Source organism: Streptomyces sp. SCL15-4 (assembly GCF_033366695.1).
Taxonomy (GTDB): domain Bacteria; phylum Actinomycetota; class Actinomycetes; order Streptomycetales; family Streptomycetaceae; genus Streptomyces.
In genome coordinates this window covers 7705172-7730465 of sequence record NZ_JAOBTQ010000001.1, presented here as the reverse complement: position 1 = coordinate 7730465, position 25294 = coordinate 7705172, and the positions used below count along the sequence as shown (strand labels likewise).

Sequence of the window (25294 nt, the reverse complement as noted above, 5' to 3'; positions counted from 1 at the left end):
CGTGGGAGGGTCGCCTCAGGCCGAGCCGAGTTCGTTGTCGATGAAGGCGAAGACGTCGTCGGCGGTGGCGTCCTCGAGCCGTCCGGCGACGCTGCCGGCCTCCTCCCGGCCGGGGGCCGTGTCCAGGTCGCCGAGCAGCGACCGCAGGCGGTTGGTGATCCCGCCCTCTTCGATGTCCTCGGCGCTCAGGCCGCCGAGCCGGGCGGCGATCCGGTCGAGGTCGGCGAGGACCGAGTCCACGGAGGAGGTGGCGGAGCCCGCGAGTTCGGTGCCCAGGTGCTGGGCGAGGGCGGCGGGCGTGGCGTAGTCGAAGATGAGCGTGGCCGGCAGCGGCACCCCGGCGGCGGCGCTGATCCGGTTGCGCAGGTCGACGGAGGTGAGGGAGTCGAAGCCGAGGTCGCGGAAGGCGGTGGTCGGCTCGACCGCGTCGGCGCCGCCGTAGCCGAGGACGGCGGCGGCCTGGCCGCACACCAGCTCCCGCAGGGCGCGGTCGCGTTCGCCGCCGGTGAGGCCGGCGAGCTTCTCGGCGAAACCGTCGGCGGCGCCCGCCTGTTCGGGTCCGCCGGTGCCGGGGCGGGCTCCGGGCAGCGCGGCCAGCAGGGGGCTGGGCCGGGTCGCGCTGAAGGCGGGCGCGAACACCGTCCAGTCGACGTCGGCGACGGTGACGGCGGTGTCGCCGCCGGCCAGGGCGCGGCGCAGCGCGGTGAGCGCGCGGCCGGGGTCGAGGAGGGACATGCCCATGGCGCGGGCGGCGGAGCGTACGGTGCCGTGGGCGGCCATGCCGTCGCCGCCCCACGGTCCCCAGGCGATCGAGACGGCGGGCAGCCCGGCGGCGCGGCGGTGCGCGGCGAGGGCGTCGAGGTAGGCGTTGGCGGCGGCGTAGTTGGCCTGGCCGGCGCCGCCGACGGTGGCGGTCAGCGAGGAGAACAGCACGAACGCCGACAGGTCCCGGTCCGCGGTGAGTTCGTGCAGGTGGCGGGCCGCGTCGGCCTTGGGGGCGAGGACGCGGGCGAAGCGTTCGGGGGTGAGGGCGTCCAGGACGCCGTCGTCGAGGACGCCGGCCAGGTGCAGCACGGCGGTGAGGGGGTGTTCGGCCGGTACGGAGTCCAGCAGGGCGGCCAGGGCCCGGCGGTCGGCGACGTCGCAGGCGGTGAGGGTGACCCGGGTGCCGGCGTCGGTGAGTTCGCGGACCAGGTCGGCGGCGCCGGGCGCGTCCATGCCCCGGCGGGAGGTCAGCAGCAGGTGGTCGGCGCCCTCGGCGGCGAGCCAGCGGGCGACGGCGCTGCCGACGGCGCCGGTGGCGCCGGTGACCAGCACGGTGCCGGACGGCTTGAAGGGGGCGCCGGCGCGGGCGGGGGCGGGCTCCAGGCGCCGGCCGTAGGCGCCGGTCTCGCGCAGGACGACCTGGTCCTCGCCGCCGCCGTCGCCGAGCAGGGCGGCCAGCCGGGCGAGGACCTGCGGGCCGGGCTCGGCGGGCAGGTCGGCCAGTCCGCCCCAGCGCTCGGGGTGTTCCAGGGCGGCGACCCGGCCGAGGCCCCACACCGGGGCCTGGTCGAGGCCGGTGACGGCGGCGGCCGGGCCGTGGGCGACGGCGTCGCGGGTGAGGCACCACAGCGGTGCGGTGACCTGCGCGTCGCCGAGGGCCTGGACGAGGGCGGCGGTGACGGCCGGCGCGGTGGCGGGCGCCAGCAGGGACAGCACTCCGTCGACGCCGTCCCGTCCGGCGAGCAGCGCGGCGAGTTCGGCGCGGCCGGCCGTCGCGGGCACGGTGAGGGTGTCGAGGGCGAGGCCGTGTCCGGCGAGCCCGGTCAGGACGGCGGTGGTCCAGGGGTCGCCGGCGGCGGGGACGACGGCGAGCCAGTGCCCGCCGCGCGCCGGGGTGGCGGCGGGGGCCAGCGGCTCCCAGGCGACGCGGTACCGCCAGCCGTCGGCCGCGGCGTCGGCCTGCCGCCGCTCGTGCCAGGCGGCCAGGGCCGGTACGACGGCGGCGACGGAGGTCTGGTCGGCGACGCCGAGGGTGGCGGCCACGGCGGTGACGTCCCGGTCGCGGACGAGGTCCCAGAACGGGTCGGCGGTGTCGCCGCCCGCGCGGGCCGCCGCCGACCGCTCGGCCTGGAGGATGGGGGCGTCCTCCCAGTGCCGGTCGCGGCGGAAGGGGTAGGTGGGCAGGTCGACCTTGCGGCCTCCGGCGAACACCGCCGTCCAGTCGGGGCCGGTGCCGGTCAGGTGCAGCCGGCAGACGGCGTCGAGGAGGGCGGCGTCCTCGTCGCGGTCGCGGCGCTGGGTGCCGACGACGACCGGCACCGTGTCCTGGGCCAGGTTGCTGAGCACCGCGTCGGGGCCGACCTCCAGGAAGCGGGTGGCGCCCTCGGCGGCCAGCGTGGTGACCCCGTCGTGGAAGCGGACGGCCTCCCGGACGTGCCGGACCCAGTACTCGGGCGAGGTGAGCCGGTCGGCCAGGCGGCCGGTGACGTTGGAGACGACCGGCACGGCGGGCTCGCGGAAGGTCAGTCCCGCAAGCACCTCGCGGAACGCGTCCAGCATGGGTTCCATGCGGTGGGAGTGGAAGGCGTGCGAGACCTTCAGCCGGGTGGACTTCTCCACCCGGGCGGCGACGGCGAGTACGGCGTCCTCGTCGCCGGAGACCACCACCGCGCGCGGGCCGTTGACGGCGGCGATGTCGACGCCGTCGGTGAGCAGCGCGGTGACCTCGGCCTCGGTGGCGAGCAGGGACACCATCGCGCCGCCGGCGGGCAGTTCCTGCATGAGCCGGCCGCGGGCGGCGACCAGGGCGACGGCGTCCTTCAGGTCCAGGACGCCGGCCGCGTGCGCGGCGACGACCTCGCCGACGGAGTGCCCGGCGAGCAGGTCCGGGCGCACGCCCCAGTGCTCCAGCAACCGGTACAGGGCGGTTTCGAAGGCGAACAGGGCCGCCTGGGTGTAGGCGGTCCGGTGCAGCGGCGCGGGGTCGGTGTCCTGGTCCCACATCACCTCGCGCAGCGGCCGGTCCAGGTGGGTGTCGAACGCGGCGCAGATCTCGTCGAAGGCGGCGGCGAACACCGGGAACGCGGTGTACAGGGTGCGGCCCATGCCGGGCCGCTGGGAGCCCTGGCCGGAGAACAGCACGGCGAGCCGGCCGGGTTCGGGGGCCGCCTCGGCGGGCCGGTGGCCGTCGGCGACGGCGCGCAGGCCGGCCAGCAGTTCGTCGCGGTCCCGGCCGGTGACGGCGGCCCGGTGGGAGAACACGGTCCGGGTGGTGGCCAGCGAGTAGCCGACGTCGTACGGGTCGAGGCCGCCGGCCGTGGCGAGGAGCCGTTCGGCCTGCCGGCGGACGGCGTCGGGGCCCTTGCCGGACAGCACCCAGGGGATGACGGGCAGCGCGGCCCGCTCGGCAGGGGCCTGTCCGGTCCCGGCGGGGGGTGCCTCCTCCAGGATGGTGTGGGCGTTGGTGCCGGAGATGCCGAAGGAGGACACGCCGGCGCGGCGCGGGCGGCCGTCGGGGGTGTCCCAGGGGCGGCCCTCGGTGAGCAGCCGGACGTCTCCGGCGCTCCAGTCGACGGCGGTGGAGGGCTTCTCGACGTGCAGGGTGCGGGGCAGGGTGCCGTGGCGCATCGCCATGACCGTCTTGATGATGGCGCCGACACCGGCCGCGGCCTGCGGATGGCCCATGTTGGACTTGAGGGACCCGAGCCACAGCGGCTGGTTCTCCGGCCGGTCCTGTCCGTAGGCGGCGATGACGGCCTGGGCCTCGATGGGGTCGCCGAGGGTGGTGCCGGTACCGTGCGCCTCGACCGCGTCGATGTGGTGCGGGGCGAGCTGGGCGTCGGCGAGGGCCTGCCGGATGACGCGGACCTGGGCCGGGCCGCTGGGCGCGGTCAGGCCGTTGGAGGCGCCGTCCTGGTTGACGGCCGAGCCGCGCACGACGGCCAGCACCTCGTGGCCGTTGCGCAGCGCGTCGGACAGCCGCTCCACCAGCAGCATGCCGGCGCCCTCGGCCCAGGCGGCGCCGGCCGCGTCGTCGGAGAAGGAGTGGCAGCGTCCGTCGGGGGACAGCGCGCGGCGCTCGCTGAACTCGATGAACATCTCGGGGCTGGCCATGACGGCGGCGCCGCCCGCCAGCGCCAGGGAGCACTCGCCCTTGCGCAGCGACTGGACGGCCTGGTGCAGCGCCACCAGGGAGGAGGAGCAGGCGGTGTCCATGGTGACCGCGGGCCCCTCCAGGCCGAGGGTGTAGGCGATGCGGCCGGAGACGATGCTGCCGGAGATGGTGCCGCCGATGTAGTCGTGGTGCATCAGGCCGACGAAGACACCGGTCGGGGTGCCCTTGACGGTGGTGGGGTCGATGCCGGCCCGTTCGAAGGCCTCCCAGGTGACCTCCAGCAGCAGCCGCTGCTGCGGGTCGGTGCCGGGCGCGTCCTTGGGGCTGATGCCGAAGAAGGCGGGGTCGCACTCGGCGGCGTCGTGCAGGAAGCCGCCGTGGCGGACGTAGGTCTTGCCGGGGGCGCCGGGCTCCGGGTCGTAGATCGCCTCGGTGTCCCAGCCGCGGTCGGCAGGGAACTCGGTGACGACGTCGATGCCCTCGTCGACGATCCGCCACAGGTCCTCGGGGGTGCGCACACCGCCCGGGTAGCGGCAGCCCATGCCGATGATGGCGACGGGCTCGTGCTCGCGGTCCTCCAGCTCCCGCACGCGGCGGCGGCTGCGCTCCAGCTCGGTCGTGGCCCGCTTGAGGTAGTCGCGGAGCTTGCCGGCCGTGGCCGAGTCTTCCATCACAGGGCTCCCAGTTCGTTGTCGATCCTGGCGAAGAGTTCGTCGTCGCTGGCGTCGCCGAAGTCCTCGGGCGCGCCGGGCGCGGGGTGCCGTCCGTGAGTGTCCTGCCAGTCGCGCAGCAGCGCTTCGAGACGGGCGGTGACGCGGGCGTGGCTGCCGGCCTCGTCGGGCAGGGCGTGCAGCGCGGCTTCGAGGCGGTCCAGCTCGGCCAGCGCCGACCGGGCCCGGTCGGCGGGTCCGGGCACCAGCGCGGTCTTGAGGTGGGCGGCGAGGGTGGTGGGGGTGGGCTGGTCGAAGACGAGGGTGGCGGGCAGGGTCAGGCCGGTGGCGCCCGCGAGGAGGTTGCGCAGTTCCACGGCGGCGAGCGAGTCGAAGCCCATCTCCTGGAAGGCGCGCCCGGGGTCCACCGACTCGGGCGAGGGGTGCCCGAGCACGGCGGCGACGTGGGTGCGCACCAGCTCCAGCAGGGCGCGGTCGCGGTCGGCGTCGGCCAGCGGTGCCAGCCGCTCGCGCCAGGAACCGGCCGGGGTGCCGGGTTCGGCGCCGGGCCGCCGGGCGGGCCGGACCAGGCCGCGCAGGAGCGCGGGTACGCCGTCGGTCCGGGCGCGCACCGCGGCGGTGTCCAGGCGTACGGGCACCAGGACGGCGTCCTCGCCGCCGAGGCCCGCGTCCAGGGCACGCAGTCCCTGTGCGGGGGTCAGCGGCGGCAGGCCCAGCCGGCGCAGCCGTTCCAGGTCGGCGGCGTCGATGCCGGAGCCCATGCCGCCGGTGCCGGACCACAGGCCGTAGGCGAGGGAGACGGCGGGCAGGCCGAGGGCGCGGCGGTGCGCGGCGAGGCCGTCGAGGAAGGTGTTGGCGGCGGCGTAGTTGGCCTGGCCGCCGCCGACCAGCAGACCGGCGGTGGAGGACAGCAGCACGAACGCCGACAGGTCCTGGTCGCGGGTCAGTTCGTGCAGGTTCCAGGCGGCGTCCACCTTGGGCCGCAGCACCCGGTCCACACGGTCCGCGTCCAGGCCGGCCAGCACGCCGTTGTCGACGACGCCGGCGGCGTGCACCACGGCCCGTACGTCGTGCTCGGCCAGCAGCGCGGCGAGCTGGTCGCGGTCGGCGGCGTCGCACCGGGCGAGGGTCACCTCGGCGCCCGACTCGCGCAGGGCGTCGGCGAGTTCGGCGGCTCCGGGGGCGTCCGGGCCGCGCCGGCCGGCCAGCAGCAGGCGCCGTACGCCGTGCGCGGTGACCAGGTGGCGGGCGATCAGGGCGCCGAGGCCGCCGGTGCCGCCGGTGATCAGGACGGTGCCGTCCGGGTCCCAGGCGGGCGCGCCGCCGGGCTTGGCGCGGGCCAGCCGGGGCAGCCGTACCTCACCGTCCCGCACCGCGACCTCCGGTTCCCCGGCGGCGAGCGCGGTGGCGAGGGCCGGTCCGGGGCCGGCGCTGCCGTCGCTGTCGACCAGCAGGAACCGCCCGGGATGCTCGGCCTGGGCCGCGCGGACCAGTCCGGACAGGGCCGCGTGCGCGAGGTCGCCGGCGCGCAGCAGCACGGCGAGATGCCGCCCGGCGTACCGCTCGTCGGCGGGCCAGCCGCGCAGCACGTCCAGGACCGCGTGCACCCGTGCGCGCACCAGGGCGGGCAGGTCCGGTGCGGCGTCGGGGACGGGCGGTACGGCCAGTACGACCAGATCGGGCACGGGGCCCGCGGCGGCGAGGGCGTCGAGGCCCGGGTGGTGGGGGGCGTCGAGGCCGGTGTGCTGCGGGTCGCTGCCGCCGAGGCCGCACACGGCCGCCGCGGGCGGGGCCGGGGCCGCCGCGGCGGGCGCCGGGACGAGGTCCACCCGGTACAGCGGGTCGTCGCCGTCGCCGGCGAGCTGGTCGGCCGAGACGGGGCGGGCCACCAGGCCGCGTACGGTGGCGACGGGTGCGCCGGTGGCGTCGGCCAGGGTGAGGGCGACGGTGTCGGGGCCGGACGGCGTAAGGCGCAGGCGCAGCGTGTCGGTGCCCGCCGCGTGCAGGGTGACGCCGTCCCAGGCGAACGGCAGGACCGCCTGGCCGCCGGGCAGGTCCAGCAGGTTGACGTGCAAGGCGGCGTCCAGCAGCGCCGGGTGCACGCCGTACGCGGCGGCGGTGGCGCGGGCGCCGTCGGGCAGGGCCGCCTCGGCGAACAGCTCGTCGCCGCGCCGCCACATGGCGCGCAGGCCCTGGAAGACCTCGCCGTAGCCGTAGCCGGTGCGGGCCAGCGCCGGGTAGAGGCCGTCCAGGCCGACGGGTTCGGCGTCCGGCGGCGGCCAGTCGGTGAGCCCGGCCGGGTCCGTGTCCTCGGCGGCCGGCCGGGTGAGGACGCCCGCGGCGTGCCGGGTCCAGGGCGCGTCGGGGGTGTCAGCGCGGCGGGACCAGACGGTCAGCTCCCGCTGTCCGTCCCGGTCGGCGCCGACGGCGGCCTGGACGGCGAGGGCGCCCTGCTCGGGCAGGATCAGCGGGGCGTGCAGGGTGAGTTCGCCGACGCTGTCGCAGCCGGTGTGCCGCGCCGCCTGGAGGGCCATCTCCACGAAGGCGGTGCCGGGCAGCAGTACGGTGCCGTGCACGGCGTGGTCGGCGAGCCACGGGTGGGTGGCCCGGGAGAGCCGGCCGGTGAGGACCGCTCCCTGGGTGTCGGGCAGATCGGTCGCGGCGCTCAGCAGGGGGTGGCCGGTGGCGCTCTGGCCCAGGCCGCCGGCGTCGCCGCTGCCGCCGGAGCCGGCGTCCAGCCAGAGGCGTTCGCGCTGGAAGGCGTAGGTGGGCAGGGCGGTGGGCCGGGCGTGGTGCGGGGTGAAGAAGGCCGCCCAGTCGACGTCCGTGCCGGCCGCGTGCAGCCGGGCCACGGCCGTGACCAGGTCGCGTTCCTCGTCGCCGGCCCGGCGCAGTGCGGCGACGGTCACGCTGTCCCCGGGCACGCAGTCGGCGGCGAGCGCGGTCAGGGCGGCGTCCGGGCCGACTTCGAGGAACGCCCGGACGCCCAGCTCGCGCAGGGTGGTCATGGCGGGGGCGAAGCGGACGGTCCGGCGGACGTGCTCCACCCAGTAGCCGGGGGTGGTCAGGTGCGCGGGGTCGGCGAGGGCGCCGGTGAGCGTGGACACGAGGGGGATGCGGGGCTCGGCGTAGGAGCACGCGGCGGCGGCCTCGGCGAAGCCGGCGAGCATCGGCTCCATCAGCGGCGAGTGGAAGGCGTGCGAGACGGTGAGCCGCTTTCCGGTGCCGAAGCGGGCGGCGAGGGCGTCGACGGCGTCCTCGGCGCCGGAGATCACCACCGAGCGCGGGCCGTTGACGGCGGCGAGGCCGACCCGGTCGTCCAGGTGGGGGGTGATCTCCTCCTCGGTGGCGCGCAGCGCGGCCATGGCGCCGCCTTCGGGCAGGGCCGCCATCAGGGTGCCGCGGGCGAGGACGAGCTTGATGGCGTCGGGCAGGGACAGCACCCCGGCGGCGTGCGCGGCGGCGATCTCGCCGACGGAGTGGCCGGCCAGGTAGTCGGGGGTGATGCCCCAGGACTCCAGGAGCCGGTAGAGGGCCACTTCGGTGGCGAAGAGGGCGAGCTGCGCGTAGTCGGTGCGGGTGAGCAGGGCGGCGTCGCCGTCGATCACCTCGGCGAGCGGCCGTTCCAGGCCCGGGTCGGCGAGGGCGCACACCGCGTCGAAGGCTTCGGCGTACACAGGGAAGGCGCGGTGCAGGGCGCGGCCCATGCCGATGCGCTGGGCTCCCTGCCCGGTGAACAGGAACGCGGCCTTGCCGCCGGTCCGGGTGAGCGGCGTGGCGGTGCCGAGCGCGGCGAGCAGTTCCGTGGTGTCCCGGCCGACGGCGACGGCCTGGTGCTCGTGGCGGCCGCGGGTGGTGGCGAGCGACAGTCCGAGGTCGGCCGGGCGGGCGCCGGGGTGTGCGTCGAGGTGCTCGCGCAGCCGGGCGATCTGCGCGGTGAGGGCCTGCGGGGTGCGGCCGGAGACGATCCAGGGGACGCAACCGCCTTCCCGGGCGGGTGCGCCGGGTGTGTCCTCGGCCGGTTCGGGGTCGGCGGGCGCCTGTTCCAGGATGACGTGGGCGTTGGTGCCGCTGATGCCGAAGGAGGAGACGGCGGCGCGGCGGGGCCGTCCGGTGGCGGGCCACGGGCGCCGCTCCAGGGCCAGTTCGACGGCTCCGGCGCTCCAGTCCACCTGGTCGGTGGGCGCGTCGACGTGGAGGGTGGGCGGGACCTCGCCGTGCCGCATGGCCAGCACCATCTTGATGACGCCCGCGACGCCCGCGGCGGCCTGGGTGTGCCCGAGGTTGGACTTGACCGAGCCCAGCAGCAGCGGCCGTTCGCGGCCCTGGCCGTAGGCGGCGAGCAGCGCCTGCGCCTCGATGGGGTCGCCGAGGGAGGTGCCGGTGCCGTGCGCCTCGACCACGTCGACGTCGGCGGGAGTGAGCCCGGCGCCGGCCAGGGTCTGCCGGATGACGCGCTGCTGGGAGGGGCCGTTGGGCGCGGTCAGCCGGCTGCTGGCGCCGTCGGAGTTGACCGCGCTGCCGCGGATCACGGCGAGCACCGGGTGGCCGTTGCGGCGGGCGTCGGCGAGCCGTTCCAGCAGCAGCATGCCCGCGCCCTCGCCCCAGCCGGTGCCGTCGGCCGCGGTGGCGAACGCCTTGCAGCGGCCGTCCGGGGCGAGCCCGCGCTGCCGGCTGAAGTCGACGAAGGTCTCCGGGGTGGACATCACGGTGACCCCGCCGGCCAGCGCCAGGGAGCACTCGTCGGACTGCAGCGCCCGTACCGCCCAGTGCAGGGCGACCAGGGAGGAGGAGCAGGCGGTGTCGACGGTGACGACGGGCCCTTCGAGCCCGAAGGTGTAGGCGACGCGGCCGGAGGCGATGCTGGCGGCGCTGCCGTTGGCCAGGTAGCCGCCGAGGTCGTCGGGCACGGAGCCGAGGCGGGTGGCGTAGTCGTTGTACATGACGCCGGCGAACACGCCGGTCCGGCTGCCGCGCAGGGAGGCCGGGACGATGCCGGCCCGTTCGAAGGCCTCGTGGGAGGTCTCCAGCAGCAGCCGCTGCTGCGGGTCCATGGCGAGGGCCTCGCGCGGGCTGATGCCGAAGAAGCCGGGGTCGAAGTCGGCGGCGTCGTGCAGGAATCCGCCGGTGCGGGCGTAGGTCTTGCCGGGCCGTGCCGGGTCGGGGTCGTACAGGGCGTCCACGTCCCAGCCGCGGTCGGCGGGGAAGTCCGTCACCGCGTCGGTGCCGGTCGCGACGAGGTCCCACAGGTCCTCGGGGGTGGTGACGCCGCCCGGGTAGCGGCAGCCGATGCCGACGACGGCGACCGGGCCGTGTGCGCGTCGCTCGTTCTCGCGCAGCCGCCGCCGCGCCTCCCGCAGGTCCGCCGTCGTCCGCCTGAGATAGTCGAGCAGTTGCTCTTCGTTGTTCACCAGCGCGCCATCCGATCGGGATCGAAGTGAGGGCCTGGGCCGTGCGGATCGCCTCCGGACGGTCGCCGGTCCGCTTCCCCTCCGCTGGTGGGAGGCTAGGCAGGGGGCGGTGACGCAAGACACCCCTACGGCCCCCAGGGACCCCCTCGGCGGCTAAGGGGTCCCCCGGCGGTGACGGCACCACGTGACCGGGCCGGCGTCACCCGCCGGCCGTGGAGAGCGACGACAGCCGGTAGCTGCCGGCCAGTTCCCTGACCTCCACGGTGACGACCGCCTCGCGCACTCCGGCCGCCCGCAGGTGTCCGTCGAGCAGGGCGAGCACGCTCTCGGACAGGCGGGCCCGCTGGTGCTCGGGACGGCCGGTCAGCAGGCCCACCTCGACGTGCACGAAACCCGTCTCCCCGCTCGACATGTCCCCGACGTACGTCTCCACGGGCCGGACCAGCGTCTTGCACACGCCCGCCGAGCCGGACTCCTCCAGGACCAGCGGATGCAGCTCCTTCACGAGGACGCTCGCGTCGAGGACTCCGGCCAGGTGGGAGGAGTAGTCGATGGTGAGGTGCGGCATGCGGGACCTTTCATCACACTTCCTAGTTTCTCAAGGCAACTATTTTCCCCCACGGTGTCCGCTCCCCGACGCCCGCCCCGGCCCCCGCGACCCGCTCACATAGGTTGTGCGCATGATCGAGGACGCGAAGACGAGGCCACGGGCGGTGCCGGCGCAGCACCGGGCCCGGGGCCGGCACGCCGCCCCCGGAGGCCGGGCGGACCGTCGCAGGCGGGGCCGGCGCGGGAAGAGACCGGCACAGGGCGGGCCGGCCCGCGCCTCGCTGCTGATGGCGGCGGGCACCGTGGTGTCCCGGGCGACGGGACTCATACGCACGGTGCTCCAGGCGGCCGCGCTCGGCACGAGCCTGCTGGCGAGCACCTACAACACGGCCAACACGGTGCCGACCAGTCTGTACACGCTCCTGATCGGCGGCGCCCTCAACGCCGTCCTCGTCCCGCAGCTGGTGCGCGCCCGCGCCACCCACCCCGACCAGGGCCGGGCCTACGAGCAGCGGCTGGTGACCCTCGTGGTGTGCGTCCTCGGCGCCGGGACGGCGCTGGCGGTGTGGGCGGCGCCGCAGATCGTCGGCGTCTACATGCGGGACACACCAGGCAACCACGAGGCCTACCGGCTGACGGTGACCTTCGCCCGGTACCTGCTGCCGCAGATCTTCTTCTACGGCCTGACCGGCATCTACGGCCAAGTCCTCAACGCGCGCGAGAAGTTCGGTGCGGCGATGTGGACGCCGGTGCTGAACAACGTCGTCCTGGTCGCCATGTTCGGCGCCTACCTGGGCCTGATGACGGCGCCCGACCGGGTCGAGGACATCACGGCCGGCCAGGTCCGGCTGCTGGGCATCGGCACGACCGCGGGCATAGCCGTGCAGGCCCTCGCGCTGATCCCGTTCGCCCGCGCCGCCGGCTTCCGCTTCCGCCCGCGCTTCGACTGGCGCGGCACGGGTCTCGGCTCCAGCGTGCACGCGGCCAAGTGGACCCTGCTGTACGTCCTGGCGAACCAGGTGGCCCTGGCCGTGGTCACCAACTACGCCAACGCCGCCGACCAGAAGCTGCCGGACGCGGGCGCGGGCTACTCGGCGTACACCTACGCGCAGACCATCTGGATGCTGCCGCAGTCCATCGTCACCGTGTCGCTGGTGACCGCGCTGCTGCCGCGCATGAGCCGGGCCGCCGCCGAAGGACGGGTCGCCGACCTGCGGGCGGACCTGTCGCGCGCCCTGCGGGTCAGCGGCGCCGTCATCGTGCCCGCCGCCTTCTTCTTCCTGGCCCTGGGGCCGCTGCTGGCGGTGCTGCTGTTCGCCCACGGCGCCGCCGACGCGACCTCGGCCCGGCCGCTCGGTCACATGCTCCAGGCGTTCGGCCCGGGGCTCGTGCCGTTCTCCGCCCAGTACCTGCTGCTGCGCGGCTTCTACGCCTTCGAGGACACCCGTACGCCGTTCTTCATGGCGGCGTGGGTCGCCGTGGTCAACGTCGCCCTCGCCACCGCGTGCCATGTGCTGCTGCCGGCACGCTGGGCGGTCACGGCGATGGCCGGGGCGTACACGCTGTCGTACGCGGTCGGCCTCGTGGTGACCGCGCGGCTGCTGCGGAGGCGGGTCGGCGGCCGCCTCGACGACGGGGCCCTGCGCCGCACCTACGCCAAGCTGCTGGCCGCCGCGGGGCCGGCCGCGGCCCTGGGCTGGGCGGTCGCGCACGTCTGCGCCGCCCGCCTGGGCACCGGCACCTGGCCCACGGCACTCTCCCTGGCCGCGGGCGCGGTGACCTTGGCCGCCGGCTACCTCGCGGCGGCCCGCCTGCTACGGATCACGGAGCTACGGCACCTGCCCGGCCTGCGCTGACACGACCGGCGAGGTGCCGCAAGGCGCGGGCGGGCCGACGGGGCGGCCGACGGCCACCGGGATGCCCGACGCGACCCGCAGAGCGGCCGGCAGCGGTGACCGGCACGGCCGTCACACGCAGACATGCCTGACGCGGGCCCGCGTGGGCGGCTGTCAGACGCACACATGCCCGGCGCGGCCCGGCAGGGCGGCCACCCCACACGCACATGTCCGACACGGCCCGGCAGGACAGGCCACCAGACGCCGGCACGCTCGGCACGGCCGGCAGGACAGCCGTCAGACGCACACATGCCCGGCGCGGCCGGCGGGCGCCGGGATGGCCGGCGCCTGGCGGCGGGGTGGGCGTCAGGTGTGAGGGTGGCCGGCCGCTGCCCGCTTCAGCAGGGAGTTCAGCAGGTGTATGTCGGGCCGGCGGGTGGTGCCCGAGCGGCTCACGGTGAAGATGGTCCGGCTGACCGGCCTGGTCAGCGGGTGCAGGCTGACGCCGGCGATGTCGTCCGGGACGGCGAGCCGGGGCGCCAGCGCGACACCCGCGCCGGCCGCGACCAGCGCGGTCAGGACGGCGAAGTCGCTGCTGCGCACCCGGATGTCGGGCACGAACCCGGCGGCGCCGCAGGTGCGCTGGATCATCTCGTAGCAGGAGGTGTCCGGCGCGGGCGTCAGCCAGGGCGCCCGGGCGAGCGCGGCGAGGTCGGCCGGCTGCCCGGGAGCCAGCCCCAGCCGGTCCGCGTGTCCGGGACGCAGCACGGCCACCACGGGGTCGTCCATGAGGGCCTCCTGCTCGCTGCCGGAGGGGAAGTCGCGGGGCAGTACGGTGTAGCCGTGGACGACGGCCACGTCGATCTCCCGCTTGTGCAGGGCCGTGAGCGCGTCCCCGGGCTCCAGGACGGTGAGCTGGAGGACGAGCCGGCGCGACCACGCCTCGTCCTCCTCGGCGAGCGCCCGGTACACGGCCGGGAACAGCGCGCGGGCGGCCGAGGAGAACGCGGCCACCCGGACCTGGCCGCGCTCGCCACCGCGCAGCGCCGCGAGGTCGGACTCCGCGGCGGCGAGGTCGCCGAGGACCACCTCCGCGTGCGCGACCAGCAGCTCTCCGGCGCTGGTCAGCCGCAGCGTGCGGCCGTGCTTCTCCACGACGGGCAGACCGGCCTCGCGTTCGAGGACGGCCAGTTGCTGGGAGACGGCCGGAGCGGTCAGGTGCAGGGCCTCGGCCGCCGCCGCGACGGTGCCGTGGATGGCCAGGTGGTGCAGGATCCTGAGCCGGCGCACATCAAGCATCACCACAGCTTACGCTTCACATAACGAAAGCTAACTGGACCTTCTCGTTTCGCTCTCGGCATCGTAGAGGAATGCGCAAACCGTTCGCCTCCCCCAGCTTCTTCGCCCTGGCCGGCACGGTGGTGCTCTGGGCGTCCGCGTTCCCGGCGATCCGGGTGGGGGTCGGCGGGCTCGGCCTGGCGGCGCTCTCGCTGCTGCGGCTGGCCATCGCCGCCGCCGTCCTGGCCGTCCTGGCGCCGTTCGCCGGCGTCCGGGTGCCCCGGCGCAGGGACCTGCCGCAGATCGCGCTGTGCGGGCTCACCGGCATGACCGCGTACCAGATCCTGCTGAACTGGGGCGAGATCCACGTCGAGGCGGGCACCGCGAGCCTGCTGATCGCCGTCGCCCCCGTCTTCAGCGTCCTGCTCGGCAGCGTCTTCCTCGCCGAACACATCAGCCGCAACGTCGCCGTCGGCAGCGTCATCGCGCTCGCGGGCACCGCCGTCGTCACCCTCAGTGAAGGCGTGTCCGGGTTCACCGCCGCGTCCCTGGTGGTCCTGGCCGCGGCCGTCGTCCAGGGCGTCTACCACTTCGCCACCAAGCCGCTGCTGCGCCGCTACACCGGGCTGGAGGTGGCCACGTACGCCATGATCGCCGGCACGGTGTTCGCGCTGCCGCTGGTGCCCGCGACGGCCCGGGCCGTGACCCACGCTCCCCTGGACGCGCTGCTGGCCGTCCTCTTCCTCGGGCTGCTGCCGTCCGCGCTGGGCTTCGTCATCTGGGGCTACGCCGTCGCCCGGCTCCCGCTCTCCACGTCCACCGCCGCGCTGTACCTGGTGCCGCCCGTCGCCCTGCTGGTGTCCTTCGTCTGGCTCGGCGAGATCCCGCACCCGATCGAGCTGCTCGGCGGTGCCGTCGTCGTGGCCGGAGTCGTCCTGATCAACCGCCGCGGCTCCGCCGCGGCGCCGCGGCCCCGGGCCGTCGCCGGGCGCGCCGGCCGCGAGGAGAGCACGGGCGAACGCGCCGACGAGGCGTCCATACGCCGCTGAGCCGTCGCGGTCCGCGCGGTCAGGCGGGCTGCGACAGGTCGATCGCCCGGTCCACGTCGGCCGGGCGGAGCACTCGCAGGACGCCCTCGAGGAAGTAGTAGTCGGCGTACGGCAGCGAGATCTCGACGCCGTCCTCGGCCGGACGGTTGCGGGTGCAGCGGGCGATCACCGCCTCCGCGCGGGCCGAGTTCCTGGTCAGGCATGTCTCCGCGAGCGCGGTGAGGATCCGCAGCGCCGCCTCCCGGTAGCCGCTTCGTCCGGTCGCCGCGTGCAGGTCCAGCAGACCGCACGCCATGATCGCCCCGGCGGAGGCGTCCTTGACGTCGTACGGCTGTTGCGGCGCGCGGTAGTCCCAGACGGGAACGTGGTCCGGGGTCAGCGCCTCGATGGCGTAGTCGGCGAGTGCGCGCGCGGTGTCCCGGAAACCGGTGTCGCCGGTCCTGCGGTACATGGTGGTGAAGCCGTAGATGCCCCACGCCTGTCCCCGCGACCAGCAGGAGGAGGCGTCGTAGCCCTGCACCGTGGCGGGTCCGAGGGGTGCGCCGGTGTCCGGGTCGAAGTCGAACACGTGCGGGGTCGATCCGTCGGGGCGGGGAAAGACACGCCGGGCCGTGCGCGCGTGCGCCGCCGCGATGTCCAGATACCTGCCGTCACCGGTCTGCCGGCTCGCGAACGCCAGCAGATCGAGGTTCATCATCGTGTCCATGATGCACGTGAGTGACGTTTCCGCAGGTGGGGCGCCTATCTGGGAAACGTCACCGAGGGGAGTTGACCTGGGTTGACTGCGGTTGGTTTGAGTTGACCCAGGTTCACAAGATCTGTTTCCCATCCGTTCCCCATGAGAGGGGCGGATGGCCCCCCGACGTCTCGGACGTCGGGGGGCCATCCTTGTAGGGCCAGGGCGGGGGTTGACCACCCGCGGAGGCAGACATCACCCCCGCCCTGGCCCCGTCTGTGTAACGCATGCACTATGCATGTGTCACTCGCTCGAACGAGCGGTGCGACCTGCGATCGACGGGCACGGAGTTCCGTCCGCCCGCCGTCGAGGGGGTGCTCACGGCGGGCGGACGGTCCGTCCGGCACGGTCGGCCGTGCCGGGCCTGCTGGGGGGTGGCAGATTCAGGCGTCAAGGAGCGACCGGATCGAACGCCAGTACGGTCCGGCATATGCCATCTCAACACAGTGAGTGCGACTTCGCTACAGACCGTGCTGATTTAATTGGTACTCCTCCTGCATATATCTGTCGAGTACCCCGCCGGATGAGATTTACCCAGGTGGGTAAAGACATCCCCGCAAGATCACCAGACCATCAAGCGGGTGCACGACCTCCCCGACTGGGTACCCCGCCGCCGCGCCGAGATCGGGACTCGCATCCGTGACGCCCGTCGCGCGGCCCGCCTCTCCCAGGTCCAGCTCGGGGAACGCATCGGCCGCGACCACAAGAGCATCAGCCGCTGGGAGAACGCCCACCGGGCCCCCGACCTCACCGACCTACTCCTCATCGCCAACGCCCTCGACGTCCCCCTCGCCGACCTCGTCCGGTAGACCGGTCAGCTACCACACACGTTGCACGGCTCGGAACTCTGGCCGATCCAGGTGCCGTCGTCGTCGGTGATGACGATGTCGCACCTGGAGCCGGTGCAGCCGGGCCTAGGGCAGGGCACGTTGTTTCGCATTTCCGGCATGAATCACTCCTGTCTCGTTGGTTCCACAGAACTGGCACCTGACGCGGTCCAGGCGGTGCAGACGCCCCTTGGCGTCGTACTGGTAGTCGTCACGCACCGACCCCCGGCAGCCGCTGGTGCCGCACGGCGCCGCCCCTGAGAGATGCCCGTAGGGGGTGGAGCGGACGGTCCCCGTGTTGCACTCCAGACACGGGAAGGGGTGCAGTCCCTCGTCGTTGACGACGTACGCGATCATTTCCGGGAGGTGACAGTTCGGGCAGATAGCGGCCACGTGATCTCCTTCGATAGGGCCACACGAGTGGCGTATCGCCAACGACTGCTCACCGACTGCGGTCACTCTGTTGAGTTGTGGCCCGCCGCCGGCCCAAGGGAAAACCGGCGGCGGACCGTGGCCACCCGGGCAGGCCCTTCGCGGGTGGCCGCCGGCGCCCACCCCCGGGCGCCGGAATCTGGGGACGCTACCTGCGTAGGCGGTGCGAGAGGTAGCTCTGCCTCGGAGCAGGCTGGCAATACCGCTTGTGGACGTACTGCGTCGGTTTGGCCCCGGTCGCGCCGTGGTGGATGACCGTGTCGTAACCCTCGTCCTCGCGGATCGGCTGATCGCAGCGCGTGCAGATCATCGCCGTGCCTCACGGACCGCGCGGACCAGCGTGCTGCCCTCGGGGCAGAGATTGTGGTCGTCCACGCACTGCTCGCACTCGCTGCTGTGCTCCACCAGCGCGTCCATCGCCTGCTTCTGCGCGCACGGCCGGCACGCCCGCGGGAACCACACCCCGTCGTCGTCGCGGCGCGGGCCGAGGTCCACCGCGGTCTCGCCGGTGAGTCGGGTCCCGTCCCAAACGCAGGTTGCGCCGCGCGCCTGGTCCGGGGTGAGGGTGTCGTACTTCGGGAGTGGTAGGGCGGCGAGCGCGGGCTGAGTGCCCGCGGTGTCGCTTGGCATGAGTCGGGCCTCCACGGTCAGCGCGGCTGGGTCACGCAACTGACCGTAGAAGCCCGTCTGCTGAGGGTGGGGCAGAGTTTCTGCCCCATGCTTACGCGGCCAACATCCCCAGCTTGACCGCCAGCTCAGACGCCCGCTGCCGCCGTTCGGGCTGCTTCGCCTCGGTCTCCTCCAGCACGATCCTCCTGGCGTAGCCGTTGTACTGGATGGTCTCCGGAGCCGACTCCCACGCCTTGTCCAGCGTGGCCAGCGCGACGTCCGGCTGCCCGTCCAGCTGGTAGGCACGGGCCTCCTCGATCCGGTGCCGGGCCCGCCGAGGCCGGGACTTGATGACGTGCTTGTCCGCCCGCGCGGCCTGCCGGACGGACTCGCCGCCCTGGTGCAGTTCAACCGCGACGGTCACCGCGTGGGCGCCCATGATGGCCCGCGAGAACGAGGTGACGGGGTGGTAGTAGTCGGGGCGCAGTTTCTTCGCGGTCTTCTCCGCCCGGTCCCACCACCCCCACGCCTCCCCGGTCTTACCCCGGCGCGCCGCCGTGTACCCGGCCTCGAACTGGAGCGCGCCGGCGATGGCCAGCACCCTGTCGTCGACGTCGGGGAGATGGTGGTCGAGGTAGCGGAGTGCGTCGAGGGTGACGGAGTCGGCGGCGTCGAAGTGCACGGGCCCGGTGTCGCGGTGGGCTTGGGCGGCGAGCCACGCGGCCACACCGATGGCGTGCGGGTCCTCCGATTCCTGGGCCGCGACCATGCCGCGTTCGGCGACTCGCCAGAGCAGGGCGCTGTCGGGCTGGTATGCGACGAAGAACTGGGCGAGGGAGTACACCTCGGAGAGGACAGCCTGCGCCGCGCGCCGGTCCGCCGCGGTGTCAGCCTGCCGGACGGCGAGCTGCGCGTCACGGATCAGGTCGGGCAGCAGGCCGCCGACGACCTCACGGTGGTTCGGTGCCTCGTGCCGGGCCGCCCACGCGGCGTCGAGGCGGTGCCGTAGGTGCAGGGTGGGCGGCGCCTGCCGGTCGGTCGCCAACGGGAACGCGTCCACCGCGGCCTTCACCGCGGCGAGCTTCGGGTGGCCGGGGCCAATGAACAGATCGGCCGGCATGGACTGGTCTCCTGTGAGGTCGGCGAGGTCCCGGACACGGAGCAGCTCGGCGATACGGAGGATGGTCGGCAACTTCGGCGTCTGGAGCACGCCGCTCTCCACCTGCTTCACCCATGACGGGCTCTTGCCGAGGAGGCCGGCGAGGACGGGTCGGCTCATTCCTCGTCGTTGCCGGAGGATTTGCATCCGTTGTCCGAATGCGAGGGGGTTGGCGTAGGGGTCGGGGGTAGCATCGTTGTGCATGGTCTCGCCCTCCAGCTCTGTTCGGGTCGCACTGTCAGGGTAGGGGGCGGGGCCGTTTTTGTGTCGTGTGTTGTGGGGTGGGGGCGGCGTACGCTGGGCTCATGTCCCCCGATCTTGTGACCTGTGACCTGGTGCTGTCTGCTGCGGAGCTGAACGCAGCGATCCGCGCGCTCTGGTCGCATCCGGCGGTACCCCTCACCAGGGAGCAGCGGGCGGAGTACGAGCGGCTGTGCGCCGAACTGGCGCGAGTGCAGCGCGGGGGCGCCACGGCGGCGTGACCACGGGGCGCAGTTCAGCTGTCGAGGATCTCGGGGCTCAGGTCGAAGAAGAGGACGACAGGATCCGAGATGCCCAGGTGCTCGGTGGCGGTGCGCAGGATGGTGAGGTAGGCGCTGCGTCGCGTGGCGCGGGCTTCGGGCAAGATCGTTCCGTCGAGGGTGCGTGCGTTGACGTGGCCGTTCTCTTCCCACTGCACGGTGATGATCCAATGCTGAGGCGTCACGCTGCCCCCTTTCTCTTGCCCCGATGATCGCAGAGGGCCCCGCCCGCGCACTACGGACGGGGCCTCACCGCGCGGTCAGCGGAGGATGTGGTCGAGGTACCAGACGCCGAAGCCAGTCCACGCCACGGCGAAGCAAACCGCGCCCGCCTTCGTGTGGACCCGGAACCAGCGGCGCGTCGACTCCGACAGCGTGTCCCCCTCGCGGGCGTTCCGCAGCGCGTACGCCTCGAACCCGGCACCAGCGAGGATGAGCCCGCCCCAGACGACGTCCCCGGTACTCACCGGCCCGCCGCCTGCCACAAGGTCAGGCCGAGCGCTCCCACCGACACCACGGCCGCCAGCGACGGCAGAGGCCAGCGGGCCCGCTCCAGCGTCCGCAGCCGCGTCTCGTGGTCCGCGACGTCCTTACCCAACTCCGTGAGGCCCTGGCCGATCCCATCCAGCTTCGTCTCGACCCGGGTTAGGCCATCGCTCAACGACCGCAACTCCTGATACATCTGGGCAGGCGCGATGTACACGCCCGAGTCCGGCACGCTCACTCTCTCGCCTCCGCACCCTCACCCGTCCGCAGCCACCCCGGCAGCAGGCCCTGCACGGACGGCAGTGCCATCACCCGCGCGAAACCCCCGGCCACCGCCAGCGCGCCCGCCACCCACGGCAGCGACTCCGGCACCCCGGACGCCGCCACGATCCCCGGCAGGGCAACCGCCACACCCACCAGCGTCTGGAGCACCGTCCGCGCCGTCGTCTTCGTGGATTCCTTCACCATGATCAGACCCCCTTCGAATCCGCGCCGGTCACGTCGACCGACACCTTCACCACCGCGTCCGCGATGGCCTCCTTCACCGCGGCAACCACCGTTGCCGTGTCCACACCAGAACCCGCCAGCCCCGCCAACTTCGCGATCGCCGCCGTCTGCGCGGCCTCCGACACCTGAATCGCACGCACGCGGGCGTTCGTGTCCTTCAGATACGACTGGTACTGCCACGTCGGGTTCGTCTTCGCGTCCGGAGCGTCCTTGGGAGCGGCGGCCTTGTCCGACTCCCATACCACTTTGCGGATCTTCTCCAGGTCAGCGGCGGTCAGTGCCACGGTCTCCTCCTGTTGCGTGTTGGGTCCTGCGCTGAGGGTGGAGGCCACGTCGGCGCGCACCGCAGGCATGGCCATGATCTTCCCGGCCGCGTAGCCCGGGTCCCACTTGTCCGACGACCACTCGCCGTGCCCGATGACCGACCGCTCCGACCAGCCGTGGAAATCGAGGATCGCCGCCGACAGCCGGCGCGCCGCCGTGTACTGCGCCGCGCTCATCTCGTGGCCCCCGGAGTACTGGATCTCAACGCCGTAGAAGTGCGCGTTGCCGTCGACCCCGTTGGAGTTGCCGCGCGTCGGGTGCAGCTGCCCGCTGTAGTCCTCCGCCTGCACGTGCGCGAGCACCGCCGGGTCGCCGCCGCCGGCGTGGTTCGCGCGGCCCCAACCCACCAGGTACACCGTGCCGTCGGTGCCGATGGAGAACTGGCAGAGTGGGCCCGGCAGGCCGGTGATGCCGTTGTACAGGGTGGTGGAGGCGTACGCCTGGCCGTCGCGTACGTCGGCGCCGGTGTGGTGCCACACGAAGCCGTTGACCGGCCCCCACGCTCCCTTCTGGTTGCGGTTGTGGGAGGACCAGCCGGGGATCTCAACGTAGCGGAGACCCCACTTCTTCAGCTGTGCGACGACCTGAGCCGCCGTCATTGGAGTGGCCATACCTGCCTACTTTCTGCTGGTCAGACGCGGGTTATGACCTGCTCGTACTTCAGGGCGACGACCGACTGCACTCCGGGCACACCCGCGAGGCAGTCTCGGATCGCATTGACGACGGTCATGTCATCGACTACGTGGCCCTCTTGGTCAACGCTGCTGAGCGACACCGACGCGAGCGGTGTCCCTTCGTTGTTTCGGCCGGTTACCTGGTAGTTCGGCATGCTTCTCCTGTTCAGGCGATCCGCTGGAGGCGGAGCCACGAGTCCGTGTAGAGCGTCACCGGGGACGCGTCAGAGGTGACCTGAGCCCAGTCCAGGCTGTACGTGCCACTCACCGAACCGACGCGGAGCGTCGAGTACAGGGCCACGGAGAGCTGGACGCCGGTGAGTCCGAGCGTGCCGAATGCCCGGGACGCCGCGACGTCCGTCGACTCGGTACGGATGGTGTAGCCGCGCGACTGCTGCGAGTCCGTGACGAGCACCGCGCTGGCGTTGAACGAGATCATCGGGGAGAGGCCGCCACCGAAACCGACCCACTCGCCGAGGGTCCCGCTCGGAACCGACCAGTCGATGTTCAGGTCAGCAGCGCTCGGCCCGTCGTATTTGATCCAGCCGTCCATGACGTACACCCCGCCCGCCACGAGATCGAACTGCAAGTGCGGGTCCGGCGTCACGGTCGTGGTCGCCGCGCGGCTCGTATCCGACGTCTTGCGGACGACCTGCGGCTGCATGCTGCGCAACAGGCTTGCGGTAATCCGCTGCCCCGCGAGGGGCGTGGGGTATGCCTCAGCCACGGTGTCTCCTTACAGGGCCAAGTAGGTGGGGGTAGCGAGACGGACGTCCTCGCCCGCCGAGTGGGTCTTGATGACACCGTTGATGCTGCGGGTCAGCGTGAACAGCTGCGGGCTCACGATGGCGAAGTCGTCGTACTTGATGCTCGGGTTGACGTTCGTGGACGCCGGCCCTGAGATCGACCGCATCCCAAGGGACTGCGGCTCCGTCAGTTCAGTATCGGTCACCGCGACGTGCCACTCCGGGGCTTCAGCATCGCCGGCGGCCCAGACCTTGGCGCGCATCAGACTGCCGGTCAGCTTCCACCGCAGCCGGTATGCCGTCCCCGCGACGAAGGTGACGCCAGGCATCGTGTACGAGCCGAGGGTGGTTTCGACGCCGCCGACACGCTTGATGATCGCGACACCCACCGTGTTCGTCGCGTTGCCGAAACGGATCTGTGCTGAGTACAGATTGCCGACATCGATGTGCCGGGCCATAAGGCCGCCTGTCAGCATGTCCCCCGTCGCGAGCTGGTCAGCTGTGATGCTGACGTACATGTCCAGGTCAGTGACGGTGGTGGTCAGCAGCACCCGGCGGCTGATGTTGATCGTGGACAGCAGATGCGCGCCCGCCCCGCCGCTCACGGAGTAGTCCGTCGCCGAGCCGCCGCTCGTCGCCCACGTGAGGCCGCCGTCGGTGGCGCCCCAGCCGCTGGACGTCGTACGGGTAAACGTGTCCGTCACCAAGTCCGAGACAGCCGTCACACGCATGACCTCGCCACCGACCCGGACGTCCAGCGGAAAATCCGCCGGGTCCTTCGTCCACAGCAGGTCGGCTCCGGACGACGGCTGCACCCCCGCCACGGTATTCGTCGTGGTGAGATCGCCGACGAGCTGCGAGCCGTCCGTGTCGATTCGAGACGCGGTGGCGTCCAGGACGCCGATGCTGCTGTACGGGCTGGCCGGCGCGCAGCTGAAGACGATCCGGTGTTCGAAGTGCGTGATGGTCTCGGCGATGCCAAGGACGAGTTGGTCGATGGTGTCGGGTGGTAGCCAGGCTGGTGGGTTGGTGATCTGGATGCGGTCGCCGAGTCGCATGCCGAGGATCGTGCGACGCATCGCCGAGGTGATGCTGGGGTGGGCGAGGTTCACCGCGATCTGCGGGTAGCGAGCCTCATCGGTCGTGCCGAGATGCACCCGCCAGGCCGCCTGGTCCTGGAGCGTCCCGGCGTCCGTGCTCGCGAGGTTCAGCGTGGCTTCGCCGCCATACGTGCCGACGCCGGCCGGCGGCAGCGCAGTGCCCAGCGCGCCGCTGGTCTCCTCGTACGTCTGGGATACGCCGCCCACGGTGATGGTGATCTTGTTTTGGATGTAGCGGTCGTCCTCGACCGGCGTCGGGACCTGCGCGAGCTGGGCGCCCGAGTAGTCCAGCACCAACGTGGGGTCCTGGTTGTACAGGGAGGTGCGAGTGCGGTAGCCGATGCCGAGCGTGCCGGGGTTCTCGTACAGCAGGCCGCCGTCGGCCTGCACGCACTCCTGCACCAGCGACAGCAAGCTGGCCTTGGGCTGCGCGCCCATGGCGACGGTGTCGTCCAGGTCGCCGACCCAGTCGAAGGTGATACCGGCCTCGCCGCACAGCCGCTGAATGCGACGCCCGGCCGGCTCGCCGATAGTGTTGAGGCGGACGCCGAGCGTGTCGAGCGGCGTGATCGCAGTCTCCACCGTGCAGTGGCCGACCGCGACGCCCGGCAGGAACGCGCTCCCGGCCGCGCCGGACACCGCACGCGACGCGGGCCCGAACTGGACTTTCGTCAACCTCGTCAATTGGGTCACGAAGACGGTGTCGCTCACGCTGTACACGCGGCCGGTGCTCACGTCCTTCAGGCGGACCGTGCGGGCGACGTCCGGGCCCGTCTCCTGAAGCTCCACCGAGACGTACAGCAGACGCCCCCGCACGTCGAGGGTGTGCTGAAGCTCCGCGCCGAGGACCGTGCCGTCGGACGCGCACGTCCGGATCGTGAAGGACGTGGTGGAGGTGTCGTAGTACAGCTCCCAGAACTGGGAGGCGCCGGCCGCATATTCGAGCTGGTCGATCGCCATCAGGACCTTACCGAGGCCGAGCCCGGCCGCCGGGACATAGGCAAGGAAGCGAACCTGAGTCGCGGGCGGGTCGTCGTACTTGGGAATGCCGCCGGCCAAGGCACCGTTTGTGAGGTCCGGCAGCGGGTCCGAAGCGGCGTACCCGCTGTAGCTCGCGGGCGCCGGCACACCGCTCCACGTCATCGGTGAGCCCGAGGCCAGCGCAGACGCGAGCGATGTCGATCCGGTCGGGTCTTCGCACGGCCAGTACGCCACCACGCTGGAGGGCAGAGGATCCATGACCGCGGTGTAGATGACCGACCGCTCCGGAGCCGGCGCCTGCGCAACGCGACGGAGCGGTCCGTTGACGCTGACATCAGTCCAGACGTCCGTGCCGGACGGGTCCCAGGACACCGGCCATTCGGAGCCGTCGCCCCAAAGGCGGTAGGACTTGCCACCGTTGCCGTCCGGGACGCTGACCCGCAGCGGGGTGTTGCGGCTGAGCTGCCCGTAGTAGGCGCCCATCGGGTTGCGAGGGCTGAAGCGGCCGTCATTGTTGCGCAGCGGGAAACTGGCTGACCCGGCCTCGGTGTTGCCGCCCTCGTCGCGGATTCCCTTGCTGATGGCGATGTTGCCCTGGTCGTCGCGGACCATGACGTACGGATCGGTGATGTCCACCCAGGCGCCGCCGACGAACATCTCCACCTGGACGGCGTGCCCGTTGGACGCCTCCCCGCTGGCGCTGGGCGCGGCGGCGAGTGGTCCGGCGACGCCGCCCATGCGGCGCTGCCAGGCCATCGTCTGCGCTGCGATACTCCCCGGCACCGGTCACTCGTCCCAGCAGACCCAGGCGATCATGTTGACTGAGCTGCCCATCGTGGCCCGGACCCGTAGGAACTTGCTGACGGCGATGATCGGGCGCTCGTCTGGCATCCACTGGTAGCTGTAGCAGACGCTCGGCGCCGAGCTGCTAGACGGCGGCACCAGCACGGTGTCGAAGCTGCGGGACGCCGTCGTGGTGCCCTCCGCGGTGGCCGTGTAGCCGGTCGCGCTGGTGCCCAGCGTCAGCAGTGACGCCGGCGCGTTCGGATCGAGCGGCTGCACCCCGGATGCCACGTGCGCGGTGACGGTCGCGGCGACGTCGGTCTGGACTAGCTCAACCACTCCCGCCGATGAGGGGCCCGCGTCGAAGCTGTAGCCCCAGCTGATCAGCTGTATCTGCCTGGTTGACGGGGTGGCCAACTGGAGCATCGTCTTGATGGACGTGCCTGTGGCCACCTTCGCCAGCGCTGCGGTAGTGGGCGCCGCGCCGTTCCAGATCTTGTACCGGTGCATGTCTCTC

At 73.1% G+C, this 25294-nt stretch carries 20 protein-coding genes; 4 read left to right on the top strand and 16 right to left on the bottom strand.

What is annotated here, in order from left to right; genetic code table 11:
* Positions 1–15 precede the first annotated feature (15 nt).
* From SCK26_RS35125 to SCK26_RS35115, 3 genes are all read right to left on the bottom strand, one after another.
* Positions 16–4773, bottom strand: a complete 4758-nt coding sequence (locus SCK26_RS35125; RefSeq protein ID WP_412080810.1) for a type I polyketide synthase — start codon at positions 4771–4773, stop codon at positions 16–18.
* Entirely contained in the window at positions 4770–10181 is a 5412-nt protein-coding gene (locus SCK26_RS35120) for a type I polyketide synthase (RefSeq protein ID WP_318205415.1), read from the bottom strand. Before SCK26_RS35120 ends, SCK26_RS35125 begins: the two co-directional genes overlap by 4 nt.
* A 199-nt stretch (positions 10182–10380) precedes the next feature.
* The gene (locus SCK26_RS35115; protein ID WP_318205414.1) at positions 10381–10749 is read right to left on the bottom strand and encodes a 5-carboxymethyl-2-hydroxymuconate delta isomerase; all 369 of its coding nucleotides are present in this window, start codon (positions 10747–10749) and stop codon (positions 10381–10383) included.
* Between the two features lie 268 nt (positions 10750–11017).
* Here SCK26_RS35115 and murJ point away from each other — a divergent pair, with 268 nt between their 5' ends.
* Positions 11018–12586, top strand: coding sequence for a murein biosynthesis integral membrane protein MurJ (murJ, locus tag SCK26_RS35110; RefSeq protein WP_412080876.1), 1569 nt, complete (start codon positions 11018–11020; stop codon positions 12584–12586).
* 345 nt (positions 12587–12931) lie between these two features.
* On the opposite strand, the gene SCK26_RS35105 is transcribed toward murJ, so the two are convergent.
* The gene (locus SCK26_RS35105; RefSeq protein ID WP_318205412.1) at positions 12932–13864 is read right to left on the bottom strand and encodes a LysR family transcriptional regulator; all 933 of its coding nucleotides are present in this window, start codon (positions 13862–13864) and stop codon (positions 12932–12934) included.
* A gap of 71 nt (positions 13865–13935) precedes the next feature.
* Between SCK26_RS35105 and SCK26_RS35100 the strand changes: the two genes are divergently transcribed.
* Entirely contained in the window at positions 13936–14892 is a 957-nt protein-coding gene (locus SCK26_RS35100; RefSeq protein ID WP_318205411.1) for a DMT family transporter, read from the top strand.
* Positions 14893–14911: 19 nt separating this feature from the next.
* On the opposite strand, the gene SCK26_RS35095 is transcribed toward SCK26_RS35100, so the two are convergent.
* Complete coding sequence (locus SCK26_RS35095) at positions 14912–15589, bottom strand: glycoside hydrolase family 88 protein (protein WP_318205410.1); 678 nt, start codon at positions 15587–15589, stop codon at positions 14912–14914.
* 620 nt (positions 15590–16209) lie between these two features.
* On the opposite strand from SCK26_RS35095, the gene SCK26_RS35090 reads away from it, so the two are divergent.
* Positions 16210–16437 carry a helix-turn-helix transcriptional regulator gene (locus tag SCK26_RS35090; protein ID WP_318205409.1) on the top strand — a complete coding sequence of 76 codons (228 nt, stop codon included), beginning with the start codon at positions 16210–16212 and terminating at the stop codon, positions 16435–16437.
* Positions 16438–17193: 756 nt separating this feature from the next.
* On the opposite strand, the gene SCK26_RS35085 is transcribed toward SCK26_RS35090, so the two are convergent.
* On the bottom strand, positions 17194–17517 hold the full coding sequence (locus SCK26_RS35085; protein ID WP_318205408.1) for a hypothetical protein: 324 nt from the start codon (positions 17515–17517) through the stop codon (positions 17194–17196).
* A gap of 91 nt (positions 17518–17608) precedes the next feature.
* Positions 17609–18859 (bottom strand): helix-turn-helix transcriptional regulator, encoded by a 1251-nt coding sequence (locus SCK26_RS35080; RefSeq protein ID WP_318205407.1) that lies wholly within the window; start codon positions 18857–18859, stop codon positions 17609–17611.
* A gap of 101 nt (positions 18860–18960) precedes the next feature.
* On the opposite strand from SCK26_RS35080, the gene SCK26_RS35075 reads away from it, so the two are divergent.
* Positions 18961–19137, top strand: a complete 177-nt coding sequence (locus SCK26_RS35075) for a hypothetical protein (RefSeq protein ID WP_318205406.1) — start codon at positions 18961–18963, stop codon at positions 19135–19137.
* Between the two features lie 14 nt (positions 19138–19151).
* Here SCK26_RS35075 and SCK26_RS35070 read toward each other — a convergent pair whose 3' ends face one another.
* The 9 genes from SCK26_RS35070 to SCK26_RS35030 form a co-directional block, all read right to left on the bottom strand.
* Positions 19152–19361: a hypothetical protein gene (locus SCK26_RS35070; RefSeq protein ID WP_318205405.1), complete on the bottom strand. Its 210-nt coding sequence runs from the start codon at positions 19359–19361 to the stop codon at positions 19152–19154.
* A 75-nt stretch (positions 19362–19436) separates the two neighbouring features.
* Entirely contained in the window at positions 19437–19643 is a 207-nt protein-coding gene (locus SCK26_RS35065; RefSeq protein ID WP_318205404.1) for a hypothetical protein, read from the bottom strand.
* A complete protein-coding gene (locus SCK26_RS35060) occupies positions 19640–19837 on the bottom strand; it encodes a hypothetical protein (RefSeq protein ID WP_318205403.1) in 198 nt (65 codons plus the stop codon). The genes SCK26_RS35065 and SCK26_RS35060 overlap by 4 nt, the downstream gene beginning before the upstream one ends.
* 59 nt (positions 19838–19896) lie before the next feature.
* Complete coding sequence (locus tag SCK26_RS35055; RefSeq protein WP_412080809.1) at positions 19897–20130, bottom strand: hypothetical protein; 234 nt, start codon at positions 20128–20130, stop codon at positions 19897–19899.
* A 2-nt stretch (positions 20131–20132) separates the two neighbouring features.
* Entirely contained in the window at positions 20133–21104 is a 972-nt protein-coding gene (locus SCK26_RS35050) for a peptidoglycan recognition family protein (RefSeq protein WP_318205402.1), read from the bottom strand.
* Between the two features lie 20 nt (positions 21105–21124).
* Entirely contained in the window at positions 21125–21322 is a 198-nt protein-coding gene (locus SCK26_RS35045; protein WP_318205401.1) for a hypothetical protein, read from the bottom strand.
* A gap of 11 nt (positions 21323–21333) precedes the next feature.
* Positions 21334–21894 carry a hypothetical protein gene (locus SCK26_RS35040; RefSeq protein ID WP_318205400.1) on the bottom strand — a complete coding sequence of 187 codons (561 nt, stop codon included), beginning with the start codon at positions 21892–21894 and terminating at the stop codon, positions 21334–21336.
* Positions 21895–21903: 9 nt separating this feature from the next.
* On the bottom strand, positions 21904–24750 hold the full coding sequence (locus SCK26_RS35035; protein WP_318205399.1) for a hypothetical protein: 2847 nt from the start codon (positions 24748–24750) through the stop codon (positions 21904–21906).
* 30 nt (positions 24751–24780) lie between these two features.
* Positions 24781–25287, bottom strand: a complete 507-nt coding sequence (locus SCK26_RS35030; protein ID WP_318205398.1) for a hypothetical protein — start codon at positions 25285–25287, stop codon at positions 24781–24783.
* Positions 25288–25294: the final 7 nt, after the last annotated feature.

Bases quoted from the DNA above. Each gene is read 5' to 3' on its own strand.
- SCK26_RS35115 (WP_318205414.1), bottom strand. From the start codon at position 10,749: ATGCCGCACCTCACCATCGACTACTCCTCCCACCTGGCCGGAGTCCTC.
- murJ (WP_412080876.1), top strand. From the start codon at position 11,018: ATGGCGGCGGGCACCGTGGTGTCCCGGGCGACGGGACTCATACGCACG.
- SCK26_RS35105 (WP_318205412.1), bottom strand. From the start codon at position 13,864: ATGCTTGATGTGCGCCGGCTCAGGATCCTGCACCACCTGGCCATCCAC.
- SCK26_RS35100 (WP_318205411.1), top strand. From the start codon at position 13,936: ATGCGCAAACCGTTCGCCTCCCCCAGCTTCTTCGCCCTGGCCGGCACG.
- SCK26_RS35095 (WP_318205410.1), bottom strand. From the start codon at position 15,589: ATGATGAACCTCGATCTGCTGGCGTTCGCGAGCCGGCAGACCGGTGAC.
- SCK26_RS35085 (WP_318205408.1), bottom strand. From the start codon at position 17,517: ATGCCAAGCGACACCGCGGGCACTCAGCCCGCGCTCGCCGCCCTACCA.
- SCK26_RS35080 (WP_318205407.1), bottom strand. From the start codon at position 18,859: ATGCACAACGATGCTACCCCCGACCCCTACGCCAACCCCCTCGCATTC.
- SCK26_RS35075 (WP_318205406.1), top strand. From the start codon at position 18,961: ATGTCCCCCGATCTTGTGACCTGTGACCTGGTGCTGTCTGCTGCGGAG.
- SCK26_RS35055 (WP_412080809.1), bottom strand. From the start codon at position 20,130: ATGGTGAAGGAATCCACGAAGACGACGGCGCGGACGGTGCTCCAGACG.
- SCK26_RS35050 (WP_318205402.1), bottom strand. From the start codon at position 21,104: ATGGCCACTCCAATGACGGCGGCTCAGGTCGTCGCACAGCTGAAGAAG.
- SCK26_RS35045 (WP_318205401.1), bottom strand. From the start codon at position 21,322: ATGCCGAACTACCAGGTAACCGGCCGAAACAACGAAGGGACACCGCTC.
- SCK26_RS35035 (WP_318205399.1), bottom strand. From the start codon at position 24,750: ATGGCCTGGCAGCGCCGCATGGGCGGCGTCGCCGGACCACTCGCCGCC.
- SCK26_RS35030 (WP_318205398.1), bottom strand. From the start codon at position 25,287: ATGCACCGGTACAAGATCTGGAACGGCGCGGCGCCCACTACCGCAGCG.